The 18,670-nt window shown below is 70.2% G+C and carries 14 protein-coding genes; 2 read left to right on the forward strand and 12 right to left on the reverse strand.

Features of this window, described 5'->3' with window-relative positions:
* Positions 1-197: 197 nt before the first annotated feature.
* The 9 genes from OVA21_RS10975 to OVA21_RS11015 all read right to left on the reverse strand — a co-directional run bounded on the left by OVA21_RS10975 (position 198) and on the right by OVA21_RS11015 (position 11,544).
* Positions 198-848, reverse strand: a complete 651-nt coding sequence (locus OVA21_RS10975; RefSeq protein WP_067716699.1) for a TetR/AcrR family transcriptional regulator — start codon at positions 846-848, stop codon at positions 198-200.
* Positions 849-859: 11 nt separating this feature from the next.
* Entirely contained in the window at positions 860-1,993 is a 1,134-nt protein-coding gene (locus OVA21_RS10980; RefSeq protein ID WP_069388741.1) for an NDMA-dependent alcohol dehydrogenase, read from the reverse strand.
* A gap of 78 nt (positions 1,994-2,071) precedes the next feature.
* A complete protein-coding gene (locus tag OVA21_RS10985; protein ID WP_069388742.1) occupies positions 2,072-2,869 on the reverse strand; it encodes an enoyl-CoA hydratase family protein in 798 nt (265 codons plus the stop codon).
* A 1-nt stretch (position 2,870) separates the two neighbouring features.
* Positions 2,871-4,052 (reverse strand): acyl-CoA dehydrogenase family protein, encoded by a 1,182-nt coding sequence (locus OVA21_RS10990; RefSeq protein WP_119193299.1) that lies wholly within the window; start codon positions 4,050-4,052, stop codon positions 2,871-2,873.
* A complete protein-coding gene (locus OVA21_RS10995; protein ID WP_069388744.1) occupies positions 4,049-6,100 on the reverse strand; it encodes an acetyl/propionyl/methylcrotonyl-CoA carboxylase subunit alpha in 2,052 nt (683 codons plus the stop codon). Before OVA21_RS10995 ends, OVA21_RS10990 begins: the two co-directional genes overlap by 4 nt.
* An 11-nt stretch (positions 6,101-6,111) precedes the next feature.
* Positions 6,112-7,710 carry an acyl-CoA carboxylase subunit beta gene (locus OVA21_RS11000; protein ID WP_067716709.1) on the reverse strand — a complete coding sequence of 533 codons (1,599 nt, stop codon included), beginning with the start codon at positions 7,708-7,710 and terminating at the stop codon, positions 6,112-6,114.
* A complete protein-coding gene (locus tag OVA21_RS11005; protein ID WP_082923930.1) occupies positions 7,707-8,909 on the reverse strand; it encodes an acyl-CoA dehydrogenase family protein in 1,203 nt (400 codons plus the stop codon). The genes OVA21_RS11000 and OVA21_RS11005 overlap by 4 nt, the downstream gene beginning before the upstream one ends.
* On the reverse strand, positions 8,906-10,729 hold the full coding sequence (locus tag OVA21_RS11010; protein ID WP_067716712.1) for an acyclic terpene utilization AtuA family protein: 1,824 nt from the start codon (positions 10,727-10,729) through the stop codon (positions 8,906-8,908). The genes OVA21_RS11005 and OVA21_RS11010 overlap by 4 nt, the downstream gene beginning before the upstream one ends.
* Positions 10,726-11,544, reverse strand: a complete 819-nt coding sequence (locus OVA21_RS11015; RefSeq protein ID WP_067716716.1) for a TIGR03084 family metal-binding protein — start codon at positions 11,542-11,544, stop codon at positions 10,726-10,728. Before OVA21_RS11015 ends, OVA21_RS11010 begins: the two co-directional genes overlap by 4 nt.
* Positions 11,545-11,679: 135 nt before the next feature.
* Here OVA21_RS11015 and OVA21_RS11020 point away from each other — a divergent pair, with 135 nt between their 5' ends.
* Positions 11,680-13,287 carry a class I adenylate-forming enzyme family protein gene (locus OVA21_RS11020; protein WP_268092412.1) on the forward strand — a complete coding sequence of 536 codons (1,608 nt, stop codon included), beginning with the start codon at positions 11,680-11,682 and terminating at the stop codon, positions 13,285-13,287.
* Positions 13,288-13,297: 10 nt separating this feature from the next.
* Here the strand turns inward: OVA21_RS11020 and OVA21_RS11025 are convergent, their stop codons facing one another.
* Positions 13,298-14,707 carry an acyclic terpene utilization AtuA family protein gene (locus tag OVA21_RS11025; RefSeq protein WP_268092413.1) on the reverse strand — a complete coding sequence of 470 codons (1,410 nt, stop codon included), beginning with the start codon at positions 14,705-14,707 and terminating at the stop codon, positions 13,298-13,300.
* Between the two features lie 36 nt (positions 14,708-14,743).
* Positions 14,744-16,294 carry a succinate CoA transferase gene (locus OVA21_RS11030; protein WP_268092414.1) on the reverse strand — a complete coding sequence of 517 codons (1,551 nt, stop codon included), beginning with the start codon at positions 16,292-16,294 and terminating at the stop codon, positions 14,744-14,746.
* A gap of 162 nt (positions 16,295-16,456) precedes the next feature.
* Here OVA21_RS11030 and OVA21_RS11035 point away from each other — a divergent pair, with 162 nt between their 5' ends.
* Positions 16,457-16,963, forward strand: a complete 507-nt coding sequence (locus OVA21_RS11035; protein ID WP_268092415.1) for a MarR family winged helix-turn-helix transcriptional regulator — start codon at positions 16,457-16,459, stop codon at positions 16,961-16,963.
* Between the two features lie 175 nt (positions 16,964-17,138).
* Here OVA21_RS11035 and OVA21_RS11040 read toward each other — a convergent pair whose 3' ends face one another.
* Positions 17,139-18,608 carry an MFS transporter gene (locus OVA21_RS11040; protein ID WP_096907058.1) on the reverse strand — a complete coding sequence of 490 codons (1,470 nt, stop codon included), beginning with the start codon at positions 18,606-18,608 and terminating at the stop codon, positions 17,139-17,141.
* Positions 18,609-18,670 lie beyond the last annotated feature (62 nt).

An 18,670-nucleotide genomic window follows, 5' to 3' on the forward strand; every position in this document is an offset into this window, starting at 1 on the left:
ACCGACTTTCTCTAGCTGGCGGCCTCCACGGGGGCGACCACCGGTCACTGGGACGTTGCTCGTATCCGGACTCTCGCGCGCCTGTCGCCGCGCACGGCCGACCATGTCAGCCGCTCTCGCTGGCCTACCGGGCACGATCGTCCAGCTCGCGCACTGCGAGCACGATGGTGAAGCCTAACCGCCGGGGGATGCAGCGGTCAAAATGGGCCGGTCGCGGCATCTCCCGCGGGCGGGGCTCCGGCCGCATCGAGGACCGTGTCCAGGGTATGGGCCCAGAATCTCACGATCTTGTCACGTCGCGCCGAGTCGTCGGACAGGACGTCCGCGAGCCCCAGCCCCCTAGCGAGGTCCAGGGTGGTCTGGAGTGCGCGCCGGATTCGCGCGTCACCCGGATCGCGACCCAGGGCGGCCGCGGCGATGGACAGGACCTCACGGGACATGTGGTTCTCGAGCGGGAGCACGCGGTCCCTGAGGGCCGGGTCTGAGGCCGCCGCGGTCCATACGTGGAGCGCGGCCTTGAACAGGTCGGACGTGTAGTGCCCGACTATGAGCCGGACCACCGCGACCGTTCGCTCGGGTCCGGGCTCGGGAAGGTCGAGGCCCACGGTCCGGACGTCCTCGAGTCGCTGTTCGATCATGTGCCCGAGCGCGGCGGTGATGAGGTCCTCGCGCGTCGGGAAGTGGTGCTGGGCGGCGCCCCGTGAGACGCCGGCGGCGGCGGCCACCGCACCCACGGTGGTCGCCGCCCAGCCCTGCGTCGCGAGGAGGTCGATCGAGGCACCGAGCAGACGCTCCCGCGTGATACGGCTCCTGTCCTGCTTGGGGGCGCGCTGCTCGGGTGCCGTCATGTGTCCTCCTGTTACCAGTCCTGCTCGTCGTAGATGATCACACCGCGGATGTTCTTGCCGTCGCGCATGTCCTGGTACCCCTGGTTGATCTCCTCGAGCCGGTACGTCTTGGTGACGAGCTCGTCCAGTTTGAGGTTCCCGGCGCGGTACTGGTGCAGCAGGTGCGGGATCTGCTTGCGCGGGCCGGTGCCACCGAAGATGGCGCCCTGGAGGGTCTTCTGCTGCATCGCCAGGTCCATGATTGACACCTGGGCGTCGACGGCCATCATGTCCCCCAGGCCCACCACGACACACCGGCGGCCCTTGCCCGTGAGGAGCAGACCGGGGAGCAGGTCTTTGCCCTCGACCACGCCCATCGTGAGGATGACCAGATCGGCCATCCGACCCCAGCTGATCTCTCCGACCAGTGCCATCGCCTCGTCCATGGAGCTGCAGGTGTGGGTGGCCCCGAACTCCTTGGCCTTCTCGCGCTTGAACTCGACCGGGTCGACGGCGACGATCGCGCGAGCTCCCGCGGCAGCCGCGCCCTGCACCGAGTTGATGCCGATGCCGCCGACGCCCACTACGACGACGATGTCGCCTTCCTTCGCCCCACCGATCTCGGTGGCCGATCCCCAGCCCGTGGCGACGCCGCAGCCCAGCAGGGCGGCCTTGTCGAGCGGGATGTCCTTCTCGATCTTGACGACGGAGGACTGGTGGACGGTCACGTACGGCGAGAATGTCCCGAGAACACACATCGAGGCGACCGGCTCGCCCGCGGTGGTGTGGACCCGGTAGGTGTCATCGCTGATCGCGCGGCCGGTCAGCAGGCCGGCACCGTTGTCACAGAGGTTCTGGAGCCCCTCTGCGCAGGGCGGGCAGGTGCCACAGGCGGGAATGAACGCCAGGACGACGTGGTCACCCTCCTCGATCCCGGTGACGCCCTCACCGACCTTGGTGACGACACCGGCACCCTCGTGTCCGCCGAGGATGGGGTAGGTCTCGAACTGCAGGTCGCCGGTGAGGAGGTGCTCGTCCGAATGGCAGAGGCCCGATGCGGCCAACTTGACCTGGACCTCACCGACCCTGGGATCGCCCAGATCGACCTCGACGACCTCCCAGCCGTCCTGCTTTGGCTCCCTGATGATGGCGGCCTTGGTACGCATGCATGTACTCCTAGTGTGAAGGGGTGATGTGGCGCTGGTGATGTGGCTCTGGTCACGTGACCAGCGCCACATCCCACGCTACTCCGTGTCGGTCGCCCAGGAGGGCTGTCTGCGTTCCAGGAACGCGGTCATTCCCTCGGCGACCTCGGGGGTCGTGAACAGACGGGCGGTGACTCCCGCCAGCTCCTCCCCACGCGCTTCGAGCTCGGCGAGCACGGGCGCCGCGAGCAGGGCCTTGTTCTCCTCGAGCCCCTGGGGTGAGCAGGGCCGGAAGGCGGCCACAAGCTCGCCGACCGCACCCTGGACATCTTCGACCGAATCGGAGAGCAACCCGATCCGCAGCGCGTGCCCGGAGTCGAACTTCTCCCCCGTCAGCAGGGCTCGAGCGAGGTCCCTCGAGTTCACGCGTGCGGCCAGGGGCACGGAGATCATCGCGGCCGCCAGTCCGAGGCGGACCTCGGTGAGCGCGAAGGACGAGGACGGACCGGCGATCGCGAAATCGCAGGCCGACACCAGACCCATTCCGCCCGCGCGTACGTGGCCGTCGACCGCGGCGATCACCGGCTTCGGGTGGGAGAGGATCGCGGACAGCACGCCCAGGAAGATCCGGGTCCGCTCGGCGGCCTGCTCTTCGGGGCTCCCCTGGTTCGCGGACGCCTCGGACAGATCCGCACCGGCGCAGAACGTCCCGCCGGCGTGCCCGAGGACGACGACGCGGGCGGTGTCGTCCCCGGCGGCCCGGTCGAGCGCCGCGTGGAGTTGCTCGATCAGGGGGGTCGAGAGGGCGTTGCGGTTGTGTTGCGAGTCCAGGGTGAGGCGGGCTGCGCCCCCATGGACCTCGTAGTGCACCAGCGTCTGGTCTTCCACCGCGCTCACCTCAGTAGCTCTTCGGCAGCCCGAGCGAGTGCTGGGCCACGTAGTTGAGGATCATCTCCCGACTGACCGGGGCGATACGGGGCAGACGCGACGCGGCGAGCATGCCGGCCAGTCCGTACTCGACCGACAGACCGTTGCCACCGAGGGTCTGGATGGCCTGGTCCACGGTGCGGGCCGAGACCTCACCGGAGGCGTACTTCGCCATGTTGGCGGCCTCGCCGGCCAGGTCGTCCCTGCCGGCGTCCACCAGGGCCGCGGCCTTGCGCATCATCAACCGCGCCAGCTCGAGTTCGATCTTGCATTGCGCCAGCGGGTGTGACACGCCCTGGTGGGCGCCGATCGGGGTCTTCCACACCTGCCGCTCGTTGGCGTACTTGGTCGCCCGGTCCATGGCGAAACGGGCGATGCCCACAGCCATGCCCGAGGCCATGATGCGCTCCGGGTTGAGACCGGCGAAGAGCATGAGCAGCGCCGTGTCGCCGTCGCCGATGAGCGCCTCGGCCGGCAGCCGGACATCGTCGAAGTACAGCTGGAACTGCCGCTCGGGGGTCCGCACCTCGGTGGGGATGTGCGTCTTGGCGAGGCCCGGGGCGTCCGTGGGCACCATCAACAAGGCCGGCTGGAGCTTGCCGCTGGTCGCGCCCTCGAGGCGGGCGACGACGAGGATGGCGTCGGCCTGGTCGACACCGGAGATGTAGGTCTTCTGCCCGCTGAGCAGGAAATCGGAGCCGTCGCGGCGGGCCGTGGTGGTGATCGCGTGCGAGTTGGACCCGGCGTCGGGCTCGGTGATCGCGAAGGAGGTGATGGTCTCACCGGAGGCGATGCCCGGCAGCCACCTCTTCTTCTGCTCCTCGGTGCCGAAGCGCGAGATGATCGTGCCGTTGATGGCCGGCGAGACGACCATCATGAGCAGGCCGGCGCCCGCCGCGGAGAGCTCCTCCTCCACGATGGCGAGCTCGGTCATCCCGGCTCCGCCGCCACCGTACTCCGCCGGCAGGTTCACGCCGAGCAGGCCGAGCTTGCCGGCCTCGGTCCACAACTCGTTGGTGGTCTCGCCGGTGTCGGACTTGTCCCGCATGTACTCGATGCCGTACCGCGAGCCCAGCTCGAAGGCCACCTGGCGGAGCTGCGTCTGCTCCTCCGTGTCGATGACGGGATTGGGGATCTGTGAGATGTCGGTCATCGTGATCGGTCCTGTTCGGTGTCGGTATCGGTGTCGAGATCGGAGAGGACGGCGAGGACCGTTCCCGATTCGACCTGTGTGCCGACCTCCACGGGGAGCTCGGCGACGATGCCGTCGACGGCGGCGGCGATGGTGTGTTCCATCTTCATGGCCTCCATCCAGAGCAACGGCTGTCCGGCGGTGACGGTGTCGCCGACGGCGACCGCGACGCGGATGACCGCGCCCGGCATAGGTGCGAGCAGCGACCCCGCGGCGACCTCGGCGGCGGGGTCGGTATAGCGCGGCGGCTCGACGAGTGAGACGGGACCGAGCGGGGAGTCGACCTCGACGACGGTGTCCGCACCCGGGGTCTCGTAGCGGGCCACGGTGAAGACGCGACGCACTCCCCTGACCTCGAAGACGGCGGAGTCGGGGGCCACCGCCTCGACGGTGACGATCCCGGCGAGGTCTCCGTCCGGGCGGGCGCCGGAACGCTCGCGGATGTAGGCCACCTCGAACTCGTCCTCACCGTGGCGGAACGTCCGCTTCTGCAGCGTGCGCCCGACGTTGCGGAACCCGGCCTGGGCCAGCGCCACCGGTCCGGCGAGGTGGTCGGCGGTTCCGGAGACCACCGCCGCGGCCAGCGCGGAGATCGCGACGGCCTCGGGGCCGGCGAGCGGCGCGGCGAGCGACTCGGCGCCGTGGTCGTCGAGGAACGTCGTCGACAGGTTGCCGGCGATGAACTCCGGGTGCCGGAGCACGCGGACGAGTTGGGCGCGGTTGGTGACCAGACCGTGGACCCGCGCACGAGCCAGGGCACCGGCGAGGGAGGCACAGGCCTCAGCGCGCGTGCGGCCGTAGGAGATGACCTTGGCGAGCATCGGGTCGTAGTGCACTCCGATGAGGGCACCGTCGGCGCCCGGCTCGACGCCGCTGTCCAGCCGGATTCCCGGGCGGTGGGGGCCCTCGAAGCTCGAGGAGACCCCGCGGACGTCGAGCGCCCAGAGGGTTCCCGACCCCGGCGTGTAGTCGCCTGCGGGATCCTCTGCGTAGAGGCGGGCCTCCAGTGACCAGCCGTGGGTGGCCGGTGGCTCCGCGGACGGCAGCGGCAGGCCCGCCGCCACGTCGAACTGCAGGGCGACCAGATCGAGTCCGGTGGTGGCCTCGGTGACCGGGTGCTCCACCTGGAGGCGGGTGTTCATCTCGAGGAAGAAGAACTCGCCGTCGTCGGTGGCCAGGAACTCGACCGTGCCGGCGCCGGTGTACCCGATCGCGGAGGCGGCGTCGCGGGCTGCCTTGTAGAGCGCCTCCCGCATTCCCGGAGTCCGCTCGACGAGGGGACTGGGGGCCTCCTCGATGACCTTCTGGTGGCGGCGCTGGATGGAACACTCGCGCTCCCCCACCGCCCAGACGGTGCCGTGCGAGTCGGCCATGATCTGGACCTCGATGTGACGTCCACGCTCGAGGTAGCGCTCGCAGAACACCGCGTCGTCGCCGAAGGCGGACTTCGCCTCGCGCTGCGCGCCTTCGATCTCGTCGTGCAGCGAGTCGAGGGTGCGGACGATCCGCATGCCGCGACCTCCGCCACCGGCGGACGCCTTGACGAGCACCGGGAGCATGTCCTCGGTGAGGTCGGCGGGCTCGAGGTCGGTGAGCATCGGCACGCCGGCCTCGCCCATAATCTTCTTGGCCTCGATCTTGGAGCCCATGGCCTCGATGGCCGCGACCGGCGGGCCGACCCAGGTCAGGCCCGCGTCGATCACGTCGCGGGCGAACCCGGCGTTCTCAGACAGGAACCCGTATCCGGGGTGGATGGCGTCGGCGCCGGCCGCCTCGGCCGCGGCGATGACCAGATCACCGCGCAGGTAGGTCTCGGCGGGGGTGTTGCCGGGCAGGCGGACGGCGGCGTCGGCCTCGCGGGTGTGGGGCGCCTCGGCATCGGCGTCGGAGAACACGGCGACAGTGGTCATGCCGAGTAACCGCGCGGTGTGGTGGACGCGTCGGGCGATCTCGCCGCGGTTGGCCACCAGGACTGAAGTGATCGGAGTCGGGATTGATGAATTCTCCATGATTTCGTTCCTCACATCCGGAAGACGCCGAAGCGGTCGGTTCCGGCGACTTCTCCGGAGTGGATCGCGGACAGGCTGAGGCCCAGCACCGTCCGGGTGTCGCGGGGGTCGATGACGCCGTCGTCGTAGAGCATCCCCGACAGGAAGGCGGGCAGGGACTCCTTCTCGATCTGGTCGGCGATCGCAGTCTTGAGTCCGTCGATGGTCTCCTGGTCCATCTCCTGACCGCGGGCGGCGCTGGCGGCCGCGGCGACGGAGGTGACCACGTCGGCGAGCTGCTGCCCACCCATGACGGCGGACTTGGCGCTGGGCCAGGTGTAGAGGAACCGGGGGTCGAACGCGCGGCCACACATGCCGTAGTGGCCGGCACCGTAGGAGGCGGCCGTGATGAGCGACAGGTGCGGGACCTCGGAGTTGGAGACCGCGTTGATCATCATCGCGCCGTGCTTGATGATGCCGCCGCGCTCGTACTCCGACCCGACCATGTAGCCGGTGGTGTTGTGCATGAACAGCAGGGGTGTGTCGTATCGATTGGCCAGCTCGATGAACTGGGTTGCCTTCTGGGCCTCCTCGCTGAACAGCACGCCGCGCGCGTTGGCGATGATCCCGACCGGGTAACCGTGGAGCTCGGCCCAACCGGTGACGAGACTCGCGCCGTACAGCGGCTTGAACTCGTCGAAGACCGAGCCGTCGACGATCCGGGCGATGATCTCGCGCGGGTCGAACGGGATCCTGAGGTCCTCCGGGACGATCCCGAGCAGCTCGTCGGTGCCGTACAGCGGCTCCGCGACCTGGGCACGCGGGGCGCGCCCGGCCTTGGTCCAGTTGAGACGGCGGACGATACCCCGGGTCAAGCGGGCAGCGTCGGCCTCGTCCACCGCCAGGTGGTCGGCCAGGCCGGAGACTCGGGCGTGCATGTCGGCGCCACCGAGGGTCTCCTCGTCGGCGATCTCACCGGTGGCGGCCTTGACCAGCGGCGGGCCGGCGAGGAAGACCTTGGAACGTTCCTCGATCATGACGACGTGATCGCTCATGCCGGGCACGTACGCGCCACCGGCGGTGGAGTTTCCGTAGACCACGGCGATGGTGGGGATGCCGGCCTTGGACAGGCGGGTCAGGTCGCGGAAGAGCGCGCCGCCGGGGACGAACACCTCCTTCTGCGTGGGCAGGTCGGCGCCACCGGACTCCACGAGGCTGATGACCGGGATCCGGTTCTTCATGGCCACGTCGTTGAGACGGAGGACCTTGCGCAGCGTCCACGGGTTGGAGGTGCCGCCCTTGACCGTCGGATCGTTGGCGATGAGCAGGCACTCGACGCCCTCGACCACACCGATCCCGGCCACCACGGAGGCACCGGTCTGGAAGTCGGAGCCCCACGCGGCGAGCGCGCACAACTCCAGGAACGGGGACTCCGGGTCGAGGATCATGTCGATCCGCTCGCGGGCGGTGAACTTGCCGCGCTCGCGGTGGCGGGCGACCTTGCGCTCGCCACCGCCGGACAGTGCCGGCTCGAGATCCGTGGCGAGCTGGTCGAGCTTGCCCTCCATGGCCTGCCTCGCGGCACCGAACTCGGCGCTGGTGGTGTCCAGTGTGGAACGGAGGATTGTCATGCCGTGAACCCCAAACGTCGTCCGGCGAGGGTGGTCAGGATCTCGGTCGTGCCGCCCCCGATGCCCAGGAGCCGGACATCGCGGTACTGGCGGCTGACCTCGGACTCCGACATGAAGCCGAGTCCTCCGAACAGCTGCACCGCCTGGTTGGCGACCCATTCGGCGCACTCGACGGCGGTGTTCTTGGCGAAGCAGACCTCGGCGATGGCGTCCTGCCCCGACACCGCCAGGTTCACACAGTGGTGCGTGTAGGTGCGGGCGAGATCGATCCGACGGGCCATCTCGGTGACCGTGTTCTGCACGCCCTGCCGGGACAGCAGCGGGCGTCCGAAGGTCTCCCGCTCGCGGACCCAGTCCAGCGTGAGATCGAGGCAGCGCTGTGCCTGGGAGTATCCCTGGGCGGCCAGCGCGGCGCGCTCGCCGACGAAGCCGATCCCGATCTGCGCGAAGCCGTCGTTCTCCGCGCCGACGAGGTTCTCCACCGGCACCCGACAGTCGGTGAACGTCAGCTCGGCGGTGTCGGAGGCGCGCCAGCCGAGCTTGTCGAGCGGCGCCGAGATGTGGAAGCCCGGGGTGTCCGTGGGGATGACGAGCAGGCTCACACCGGCGGCGCCCTTGAGCTCCTCGCCGCCGGTACGGACGGCGGCGACGACGAAGTCGGCGCGCGTCGCGGAGGTGATGTACGTCTTGGCACCGTTGACGACGTAGTGATCGCCGTCCCGCCGGGCCGTGGTGGTGAGGTGGCCGACGTCCGATCCGCCACCGGGTTCGGTGATGGCCAGGGAGCCGATCATCTCGCCGGCGAGGGTGGGCTTGACCCAGCGCTCGATCTGTTCCGGGGTGCCGGACTGGGCCAGGTGCGGGATCGCGATGCCGCAGGTGAAGAGTGACGCGAACACGCCGCCGGACACTCCGGCCTCGTGCAGCGCCTCGCACACGATCATCGAATCGATCGCGTCGCCGCCACCGCCGCCGACCTCCTCGGGGAACGAGACCCCGAGCAGTCCCAGCTCGCCTGCCTTGCGGTGGAGCTCGCGCGGGATCGAGCCCGCGGCCTCCCACTCGTCGAGGTGGGGCAGGATCTCCCGCTCGGCGAAGCGGGTCGTGGCCTCGCGCAGCGCGAGACGCTCCTCGGAGTACCAGGGGTCGCCTGGCACATGGGGTGGGACGGCGGGGACGGTACGGCGTGGGATGGTCACTCGTTCTCCTTCGCTTGGGCCGGTGCGGCGGTCACGGGGGCGTTGATGTGGTCGGGGATGTCGACGACCCGGGAGCGGAGCCACTCCGCCAGGCCCTTGGCCTGCGGGTCCCAGCGGTAACCGTGCGCCACGCCCTTGCCGAGCAGTCCGTCGATGACGAAGTTGACCGCGCCCAGCTTCGGCAGCTCATAGCGCTCGATCGGCAACTCCGCGGCCTCGGGCAGGAGGCGTCTCAGCTCGTCGACGGTGAGGGTGTCTCGCATCCAGGCGTAGGCCTCGGCGTCACCGGCCCACAGTCCGATGTTGGCGGTGCCGCCCTTGTCGCCGGAGCGGGCCCCGAGGACGTCGCCCAGCGGGCGCCGGCGGGTCGACCCCGTCACCGGCACTGCGGAAACGAGCGGGTTGCCGTCGGCGTCCAGTCCGTCGGAGGCGTGGCCGTCGCCCATCTCCTCCGTCCTGGCGGGGGGGTCGATGTCGACCCGGGTCCCGTCGGGCAGGACCGCGATGTGCGGCACCTCGTTTTGGTCCAGGTAGGCGGGGATGTACACGCCGTACGGTCCCCCGCGGCCGGGCGGCGCGCTGGGGGTGGCGCCCGGATAGCTGGACAAGGTCATGGCGACCGCGGCATCGGAGAACGCTCGACCGACCACGTCGGAGTCCGGGTCCCAGGCGACGATGGTCATCAGCGCGGTCGCGGCGGCCTGGGTGTCGGCGTCGGGGTGGTCGGTGCGGTGCAGGCGGAAGTCCAGCTGCGCCGGCTCGCGCTCGAGCCCGGCCAGGAGCTGGCGCTCGACCAGGGCCGCCTTGTCCTCGATGTCCAAGCCCGTGAGCAGGAACGTGATCTCGTTGCGGAAGCCGCCGAGGCAGGTGACGGACACCTTGGTGGTGGGCGGTGCCGTCTCGCCCACGACGCCGGAGATCCGGACGCGGTCGGCACCCTCCTGCTCGAGCACGGCGGTGTCGAGTCGGGTGACGACGTCGGGTCCGCCGTAGCGCGCGCCGGTCACCTCGTAGAGCAGCTGCGAGGTGACGGTGCCGACGGTGACCGCGCCCCCGGTTCCCGCATGCTTGGTGATGACGGAGGTGCCGTCGGCGGCGATCTCGGCGATCGGGAAGCCGGGCTTCACCGGGTCGGCGATCTCGCCGCGGTTGAAGAAGGCGTAGTTTCCGCCGGTGGCCTGCGTGCCGCACTCGATGACGTGGCCCGCGGCGGTGGCGCCGGCGAGTGCGTCCAGGTCGTCGCGTCCCCAACCGAAGTGACTGATCGCCGGGCCGACGATCACGGACGCGTCCGTGACGCGGCCGGTGACCACGATGTCGGCCCCCGCGTCGAGGCACCGTGCGATGCCGAAGGCGCCCAGGTAGGCGTTGGCCGTGACCGGGAACCCGGCGTCCTCTGGGACGTCGAGCTCCCCGATCCGGGCGATGAGGTCGTCGCCCTCGACGTGGGCGACCTTCGCCGGCAGCCCCTGCCGATCCGCGAGTTGGCGGATGGCGTCGGCCAGCGCGGCCGGGTTGACCCCACCCGCGTTGGCCACGATCTTGACGTTCTTCTCGAGTGCCAGAGCGAGGCAGTCCTCGAGCTGGCGCAGGAAGGTCTTGGCGTAACCGAGCTCGGCGCTCTTCATCCGGTCGCGGCCGAGGATGAGCATGGTCAGCTCGGCCAGGTAGTCACCGGTGAGGACGTCGAGTTCGCCGCCGGAGAGCATCTCGCGCATCGCGGAGATGCGGTCGCCGTAGAACCCGGACATGTTGCCGACGCGCAGTGGCGCGGGGGTGGACGGTCCGGGGGTGGACGGCGTGGACGTGGACGAGGTCATGCTCGTGCTCCCTTCTCACGGCCGCTGCCGGGGAGTCCGGCGAACGCCTGGGCGATGCGGAGCCATCCCAGCGCGTCCTCGCCGTCCGCCTCCAGAGCGGTGTCGTCGAGGTGCACACGCTGGGTGACCAGCAGACAGAAGTCGAGGATCGGGCCCGTGACCCGCTGCTCGGCGTCGGCGGGGCCGAACTCGAGGACGGTGCCGTCGGCCTGTGTGAGGGCGACGTGGACCTCGGAGGCGGGTGCCTCCAGCCCGTTCATCATGTAGGCGAACGCGCGGGTCTTCCAGCCCAGACGGGCGACGTGCGGGAGGGCGCCGAGGAAAGCCGGGTCGGTGTCGACGCCCACGCCCAGGGCGTCCGCGACGTCCACGCCGTGCGCCCAGGTCTCCATGATCCGGGCGGTGGTCATGGACTTGGACCGCATGGGCGGGCCGAACCACGGGATCTTCTCCCCCGGGTCGGCGGCCTTGAGCGCGTCGGCGAGTTCGCCCCGGGCGAGGCGCCAGCGCGCGAGGACCTCGTCGCGACCGGTGGCGGCGATCTCGGCCGCGCCGGCGTCGACGAAGCCTGTGGGGTCTGACGAGGCCTTGTCCACCACGGCCTGGAAGGCTTCCGCGTCGCGGATGGCGGTGACGGAGACCTCGTCGGTCCAGGCCAGGTGGGCGATCTGCATCGCGACGTCCCAGCCCTCGGCCGGGGTATCGGTGTTCCAGCGATCGGCCCCGACGGTCTCGACGAGCTCGTCCACCCGGGCGTTGAGTGCGGCGAGGGCCGCGTGCGGATCCTCCGTCTCGGAGGGCTGGGGCTTGGTCATGGCGAGAACGATCCCACCTCCCCACGAATAAAGCAAGCGTGCTTGCTTGCTTTTGTCCGCCACCCCTGGAAGTCTTTGCCGTGGTGATCCCCGTCACTTCTGATGCGGGAGGCCCCGACCCCTTACGGAGACACCGTGCGACTAGATCTGACCGGGATCGACCCCGTCGACCACGCCCTGGCCCGCCGCTGCTCGGTGGGTGACCTCCCCACCCGGGCGGCGGCCACGTTCGCGGGCCGGACCGCCCTCACGGACGACGCGGGATCGTGGACGTATCTCGAGCTCGAGGCCGTGTCCAACCGGTTCGCCCACGGGTTGACCGCGCACGGGATCGAGGCGGAGGAACCGGTCGCGCTCCTGTCGATGAACTGCCGCGAGTTCGTCGCCACCTACTTCGGGACGGCCAAGGCGGGGATGGTCTCGCTGCCCATCAACCTCCTGTCCGGGTTGGACAACATCGAGCACGCCCTGACCGACTCGGGGACCCGCATCCTCGTGGTCCACGGTTCACTCGCGGAATTGGTGATGGGAGCGGTCACCGCCATTCCCGCGATCCGCACCGTCGTCGTCGTCGGAGGCGTGCCCGACGGCCTGGAGGCCCCCGCCGACGGTCCCGCGCTGATCGGGTGGGACGACCTCCTGGCCGACGACGACACCAATCCCGACACGGTGATCGGCGACCGCCAGGTCGTGCAGTGCCTCTACTCTTCCGGGACCACCTCACGCCCCAAGGGCGTCCTCACCTCGCACCTCGCGGTGACCATGGCCGCGCTCGGCAACGGGGCCGTCTTCGGCCTCAACTGGGGAGCCGAGGCCTCGGTCACGGTCTGCCCGCTCCCCCTCTTCCACACCGCCGGCCTCAACGGGGTCCTGTTGTCCGCCGTCACCATGGGCGCGACCGTCCACCTCCTGCCGGGCTTCGACCCGGTCCAATACGCCGACACGGTCGCCCGGGTCCACGCCACCCACCTGGTCGGCCTGCCTCTCATGCTGGAGGCCCTCGCCGACGGCAGGGACCGCGGCCTCGACCTGTCCTCGATCCGGTTCCTGCTCTACGCCATGGCCCCGATGTCCGAGGAGATGCGCAGACGCCTGGAGTCCGCGCTCCCGGACGCCAGGATGGCGCTGGCCTCGGGGATGAGCGAGTGCACCCCGGCCACCGTGATGCAGTGGCCCGAGCTCAATCCGGACAAGTCCGACTCCTGGGGTTACCCCACCCCGATCGCGGAGAACCGGATCAGCGAACCGGGCGGTGCCGAGCTCATGCCCGTCGGCCAGGAAGGCGAGATCGTCTACCGCGGACCGACGGTGATGGAGGGCTACTGGAACAACCCCGAGGCCAACGCCGCGGCGTTCGTGGGCGGCCGCCTGCACTCCGGCGATCTGGGGCGTATCGACCGGGAGGGGGTCGTGTGGTTCGCCGACCGCGTCAAGGACATCGTCAAGTCCGGCGGCGAGAACGTCTCCTCGATGCACGTGGAGCGGGTCCTCATGGACCACCCGCACGTCGCCGAGGTCGCCTGCGTCGGGCGCCCGGACCCCAAGTGGGGCGAGCTCGTGGTCGCAGTCGTGGTGCCCGCCGAGGGCGCACCGGCCGAGGACGATCTCAAGGGCTCGGTCATGGAGTTCGGCGCGGAGCGGCTCTCCCCCTCGCACCGGCCGCGCGACGTCGTGGTGGTCGACTCCATCCCCCGCACGGCGACCGGGAAGATCCGAAAGGCCGAGCTGCGGGCGGCGCAATGACAGGGCGGGGTCAGGGGCCCACCTCGAGCAGCTCTCCGGGGATCTCCAGGCGGGCCGCGGCGAGGTCCGCGCCGAGCCCGGGCCGCAGGACCTCGCCCCGCGGCGGACGGGCGACGAGGTTGACAGCCCGGAGGTTGGGGAGGAGGTAACGCCGGGTGTCCATGCCCTCCAGGCCCGGGATGAGCTCCCGGAACCGCTCGTCGGTGAGTTCGGCGGCCAGCCAGGCGAACGCCGAGTCGTCCCACGTCCACACCGCGATGTTGACCCCGCGGCCGACCACCCCACGCCGCACGCTCGCCACCGAACCCAGGACCGCCGTGACGGGTTCCCCGCCCGGGACGGTGCCCGGCGTCCACGGGGTCGGCAACTCCCCCGGGCCGATGGGCGCGGTCTCCGGGGGGACCGGGACCACGACGCGCGTGCCGTCGGGCATGACGACGGAGTGCCCCGACTCCCCCTGTGCCAGCGGGCGCGCCACCCGCGCGGGGCGCCGGTCGTCCCCGGAACCCCGGGTCATGGCGACCACCGCGACGACCGGCGGGGCCGGTTCACCACGGGCACCGCTGATCCGGACCCGGTCGGTGCCCTCCTGCGCAAGCCTGAGGGAGTCGAGCCGCAGCACCACGTCGGGCGCCGCGTACCGCGCCCCGGCGACGCCGTCGAGGAGCTGATCGGTGACGGTCCCGACGGTGACCGACCCGAAGGCCGAGGGATGGCGCGTGACGACCGCGCACCCGTCGTCGGCGATCTCCGCGATGGGGTAACCCCCGGTGACCGGATCGGTGGTGCGGGTGACATCGGTCGTGGAGTCGACGACCCCCGTCGCGCCGGGGCCACCGGAGAGCACGTGCCCCACCGCGACCGATCCGGCGAGGGAGTCCAGGGCGGACGGCGTCCAGCCGTGGTGGGCCGCCGCGGCGCCGGCGACGAGGGCCTCGCGACTGACGCGCCCGGTGACGACGACGACGGCGCCGGCCGCCAACGCCCGGGAGATGCCGAACGCCCCGTGACGCACCGTCGCGACATCGGCCCCACCGAGACCGAGTTCGGTCGTCCGGTCCGTCACGTCACCGGCATCGACGCAGGCCACTGCCAGGTCCAGACCCGCGTCCCGGGCGACGGACCGCAATTCGGCGGCGAGGCCCTCGGGGTCCAGTGCGCCCGCGTTGGTGACGATCCGCACGCCCCCGGCGCCGAGCTGCCCGAGACACTCGCCGATCTGGACCAGCGCCGCCCGTTCGTAACCCGGTCCGCCCGCGGACCGCTGCTCGGCCAGATCGAGCATCGCCTCGTCGGAGAGCATGTCGAGCGCGAGCACGTCCAGCGCCGCGGCCGCGAGGAACTCGGCCGTCGCCGTGGCACGGTCTGCCCGCGACGCCGAGACGTTACCTATGCGCAGGGGGCTCTGGGTGCTCGTCATCGATCCTCGGACTCCTAGTCGATCTGGGGCGGACGCCTACCCCAGCATGCTCCCCGTGGCAGCGAGGCGCGTGTGGAACGAGAAGGCGTCCTCGAGGATATGCGGCGTGTTGCCGGCACCCGGACGGGCCTCGGCCCGATCAAGGTAGTCGTGCAGAAGTGGTCGGAAGACGGGGTCCGCGCACCGGTCCACGATGAGACGCGACCTCTTGCGTGGGCTCAATGCGCGCAGGTCGGCGAGGCCGTGCTCGGTGACGATCACCTGGACGTCGTGCTCGGTGTGGTCGACGTGCGGGACCATCGGCACGATCGCCGAGACCGCCCCGTCCTTGGCCGTTGACGGGCTGAGGAACATCGACACGTACCCGTTGCGGGTGAAATCGCCGGACCCGCCGATGCCGTTCATGATGCGGGTCCCGCCCACATGGGTGGAGTTGACGTTGCCGTAGACGTCCGCCTCGAGCATGCCGTTCATCCCGACTATCCCCAGTCGCCGGACGATCTCCGGGTGGTTGCTGATCTCCTGCGGCCGCAGCGTGATGTGGTCGCGGTAGAGGTCGAAGTTGTCCACCAGTTCCGTCAGTCCGTCCGCGGACAACGCCAGCGCGGTGGCCGAGGCGTGGGCGACCGTGCCCTCCCGGATGAGCTGGAGCATCGAGTCCTGGATGACCTCGGAGTAGCAGCTCAGGTCCGAGAACGACCCCGCCGCCAGCCCGGCCAGGACGGCGTTGGCCACATTGCCGATCCCGGCCTGCAACGGGAGGAGGCTCCCCGCGGGCATCCGACCGGACGCGACCTCGTGGTGGAAGAACTCCAGCACGTGGCCCGCGATCGCGTTGCTCACCTCGTCGGGCTTGGTCAGAGCGCTGGCGGAGTCCCGCTGATCGGTGGGCACCACCGCGATGACCTTGGCCGGGTCCACCTCGAGCAGGGGCTGACCGATCCGGTCGTCGGCCCGCGAGAGCAGGATCGGCCTGCGATGCGGCGGGAGCGCCGTGCCGTAGTAGACGTCGTGGATGCCCTCGACGCCCTCCGGGATCCAGGAGTTCACCTCGAGGATCACCTTGTCGGCCACGTCGAGCCACGTCTTGCTGTTACCCACCGACATCGCCGGGACGAGTCCGCCGTCCTCCGTGATGGCCGCGACCTCCACCACCGCGACGTCCACGTCGCCGTAATGGCCCTGCCACACCTGCTGGGCCACGTGAGAGAGGTGGACGTCCACGTAGTCCATCTCGCCCGAGTTGATCTTGCCGCGGGCGGTGGGCTCGCTCTGGTACGGCATCCGCAGCGCGATGCCGTCGACCTCGGCGAGCATCGCCTCGGCCTCGTTCGCCACCGACGCGCCGGTGAGCAGGTTGACACTGAAGTCACCACCGGCCGCCCGGACGGCGCGGATCCGGTCCGCGAGCGCAGGGGCGAACGCTTTCGGGGTGCCCGCGCTGGCGAACCCGCTGATCGCCACCGTGTCGCCGTCGGCGATCCGCTCCACCGCGGAGGCTGCGTCGGTGACCAGTCCCCGGAAATGGGGATGGCGGATGCGTGAGGGGTCGTACGCGGCGCCCCGCTGCTGGACGGAGGTGCTCATACGGGGAGCCTATCGCCGGTGTCGGGTGATCCCATTTTCGCCAGGACGTGACCACCCCCACTCGGTACGTCTCGTCTTCCCAGGTCTGCCGGTCGCGCGGCGCCCCTGCGGATAGACTCGCCTGATCGCCCCCCCGCCCGTCGTGCAATCCAGGAGTGAGCCTTGCCCCCCAGGACCGCCCCGATCCCCGATCGCATCGACCAGGCCCGCGCCAACTGGGAGCGAGAGGGCTGGGCGGATGCCGCCCAGGGGATGACGGTGGTGACCTCCGTGATGCGGGCGCACCAGATTCTCCTGGCCCGGGTCGAGGACACCCTGCGTCCGTGGAACCTGTCGTTCCCCCGCTACGAACTCCTCCGACTGCTGGCCTTTTCCCGCTCCGGGGCGCTGCCCATCACCAAGGCCTCGGAGCGCCTCCAGGTGCACGTCACCAGCGTCACCAGCGCCATGAAGCGCCTCCTTGACGCGGGCCTCGTGGAGCGACGGCCGCATCCGACGGACGGGCGAACGACCCTCGTGGAGATCACGGCCGAGGGCAGAAAGGTGGTGGCCGAGGCGACCGCGGCGCTGAACTCCGGCGTGTTCGCCGACCCGGGGATGGACGAGAGCGAGCAAGTGGCGCTCATCGAGGCCATCGCCTCGCTGCGCCGGTCCGCCGGCGACTTCTGACCGACCCGGCCCGGCCGGGCGACCCTCCCCCGCCTTTGCCGGTCGGCGTGCCCGGGGCGATCGCCGGGCCCCGGACACGACACCGCGCCCGGCCCCCTCTCGGGTGGGGCCGGGCGCGGCTGTTCGTGGGGTACCGCCGTGTGGCGGTGGGTGACGCGAGGGCGTCAGGATCGGGTCACGGTACCTCGGAGGCGAAGGCGTCGGTCCTGGCGATGTCCTCGGTATCGGCGTGCATGACGTTCTTGCTCGACTCCTTCATGAGCAGGATGCAGATGAAGGACATCACGGACAGAGCGCACAGCATGATGCCGACGCCGAGCGTGTTCCCGTCACCGATCATCTTGGCGGCGGCCAGTGGCGGCAGCGCACCACCGAGGATGCCCGCCAGGTTGTAGCCGAGGCCGGCGCCGGTGTAGCGGTAGCGGGACATGAACAGCTCGGGGAGCAGCGCACCGGCTGGGCCGTAGGCGATACCGAAGATGATCAGCGTGACGAACAGGACCAGCCCGAACGCGAAGGCCGAACCGGTGTCGAGGATCGGGAAGATGAACATGGTCCAGAGCACCGCCAGCCCGACCGAGGTCCCGATGACCTTCCGTCGACCGATGCGGTCCGAGAACAGCGAGGACACCGCGATGGCGGCACCGAAGACGAGGGCCGCGATCATGCCCATGGCGAGGACGAACGGGCGCGAGTGTCCGAGGGTCCCGGTGGCGTAGCTCGTGAGGAACGAGGTGCCCATGTAGAAGAGGGAGAACAGCGAGGTGAGCGCGCCACCCGCTATGAGGATCTCCTTCCACTGGTAGCGGAGTGCGTCCGCGAACGGCAGCGTCTTGGGGGCCGAGGCCCTGTTCGCGGCCTTGTCCGCGGCCAGCGTCGCGGCCGCCTCCCTGGCGTCGCGCTCCTGGTTCTGACGGAAGACCGGGGTCTCCTCGACCGAGATGCGGATCCACAGACCGATCAGGACCAGCACGGCGGATAGCAGGAACGGGATGCGCCAGCCGTACTGCATGAACGGGCTGTCGACGTCTGCGCCGGAACCGGCGATGAGGGAGAACAGCAGGAACGTTCCCGAGGACAGGAAGAACGCGAAGGCCACGCCCAGCTGCGGCCACATACCCATCATCCCGCGCTTGCCCTCGGGGGCGTACTCCGCAGTGAGCAGTGTCGCTCCGGCCCACTCGCCACCGACAGCGAAACCCTGGAAGAAGCGGCACAGGACGAGCATCGTCGGCGCCAAGATCCCGATGCCGTCCTCGAAGACACCGAACGCGCCGGTCTCGTAGCCGGGCAGCAGACCGATGAACACGGTCGCGACGCCCATGATGATCAGCGTCCAGACCAGGGTGCGCTTGCGGCCGATCCGGTCACCGAAGTGGCCGAAGATGGCGGCGCCCACGGGGCGCGCGAAGAACGCGACGGCGAACGTCGCGAACGAGGACAACGTCGCGGCGGCGGGGTCCTGGCCCGGGAAGAACAGGGTCGGGAAGACGAGCGCGGCGGCGGTGCCGTAGATGAAGAAGTCGTACCACTCGATCGTGGTGCCGATCGAGGACGCCGCGGCGACCTTCTTCAGCGAGGTCTTCGGCTTGACCGGTGGCACCGCGGAGGACCGCGGTGCCGCGTTCCCCGGTGAGGTGTTCATGGACTGCGTCAAGACAAACTCCAGTCTTGTCGGGTTCGCCGGGTATCGGACCTCCGGCGAGG

Origin of the sequence: Dietzia sp. SL131 (genome assembly GCF_026672565.1) — a bacterium.
In the GTDB taxonomy this organism is placed as follows: Bacteria; Actinomycetota; Actinomycetes; order Mycobacteriales; family Mycobacteriaceae; genus Dietzia; species Dietzia kunjamensis.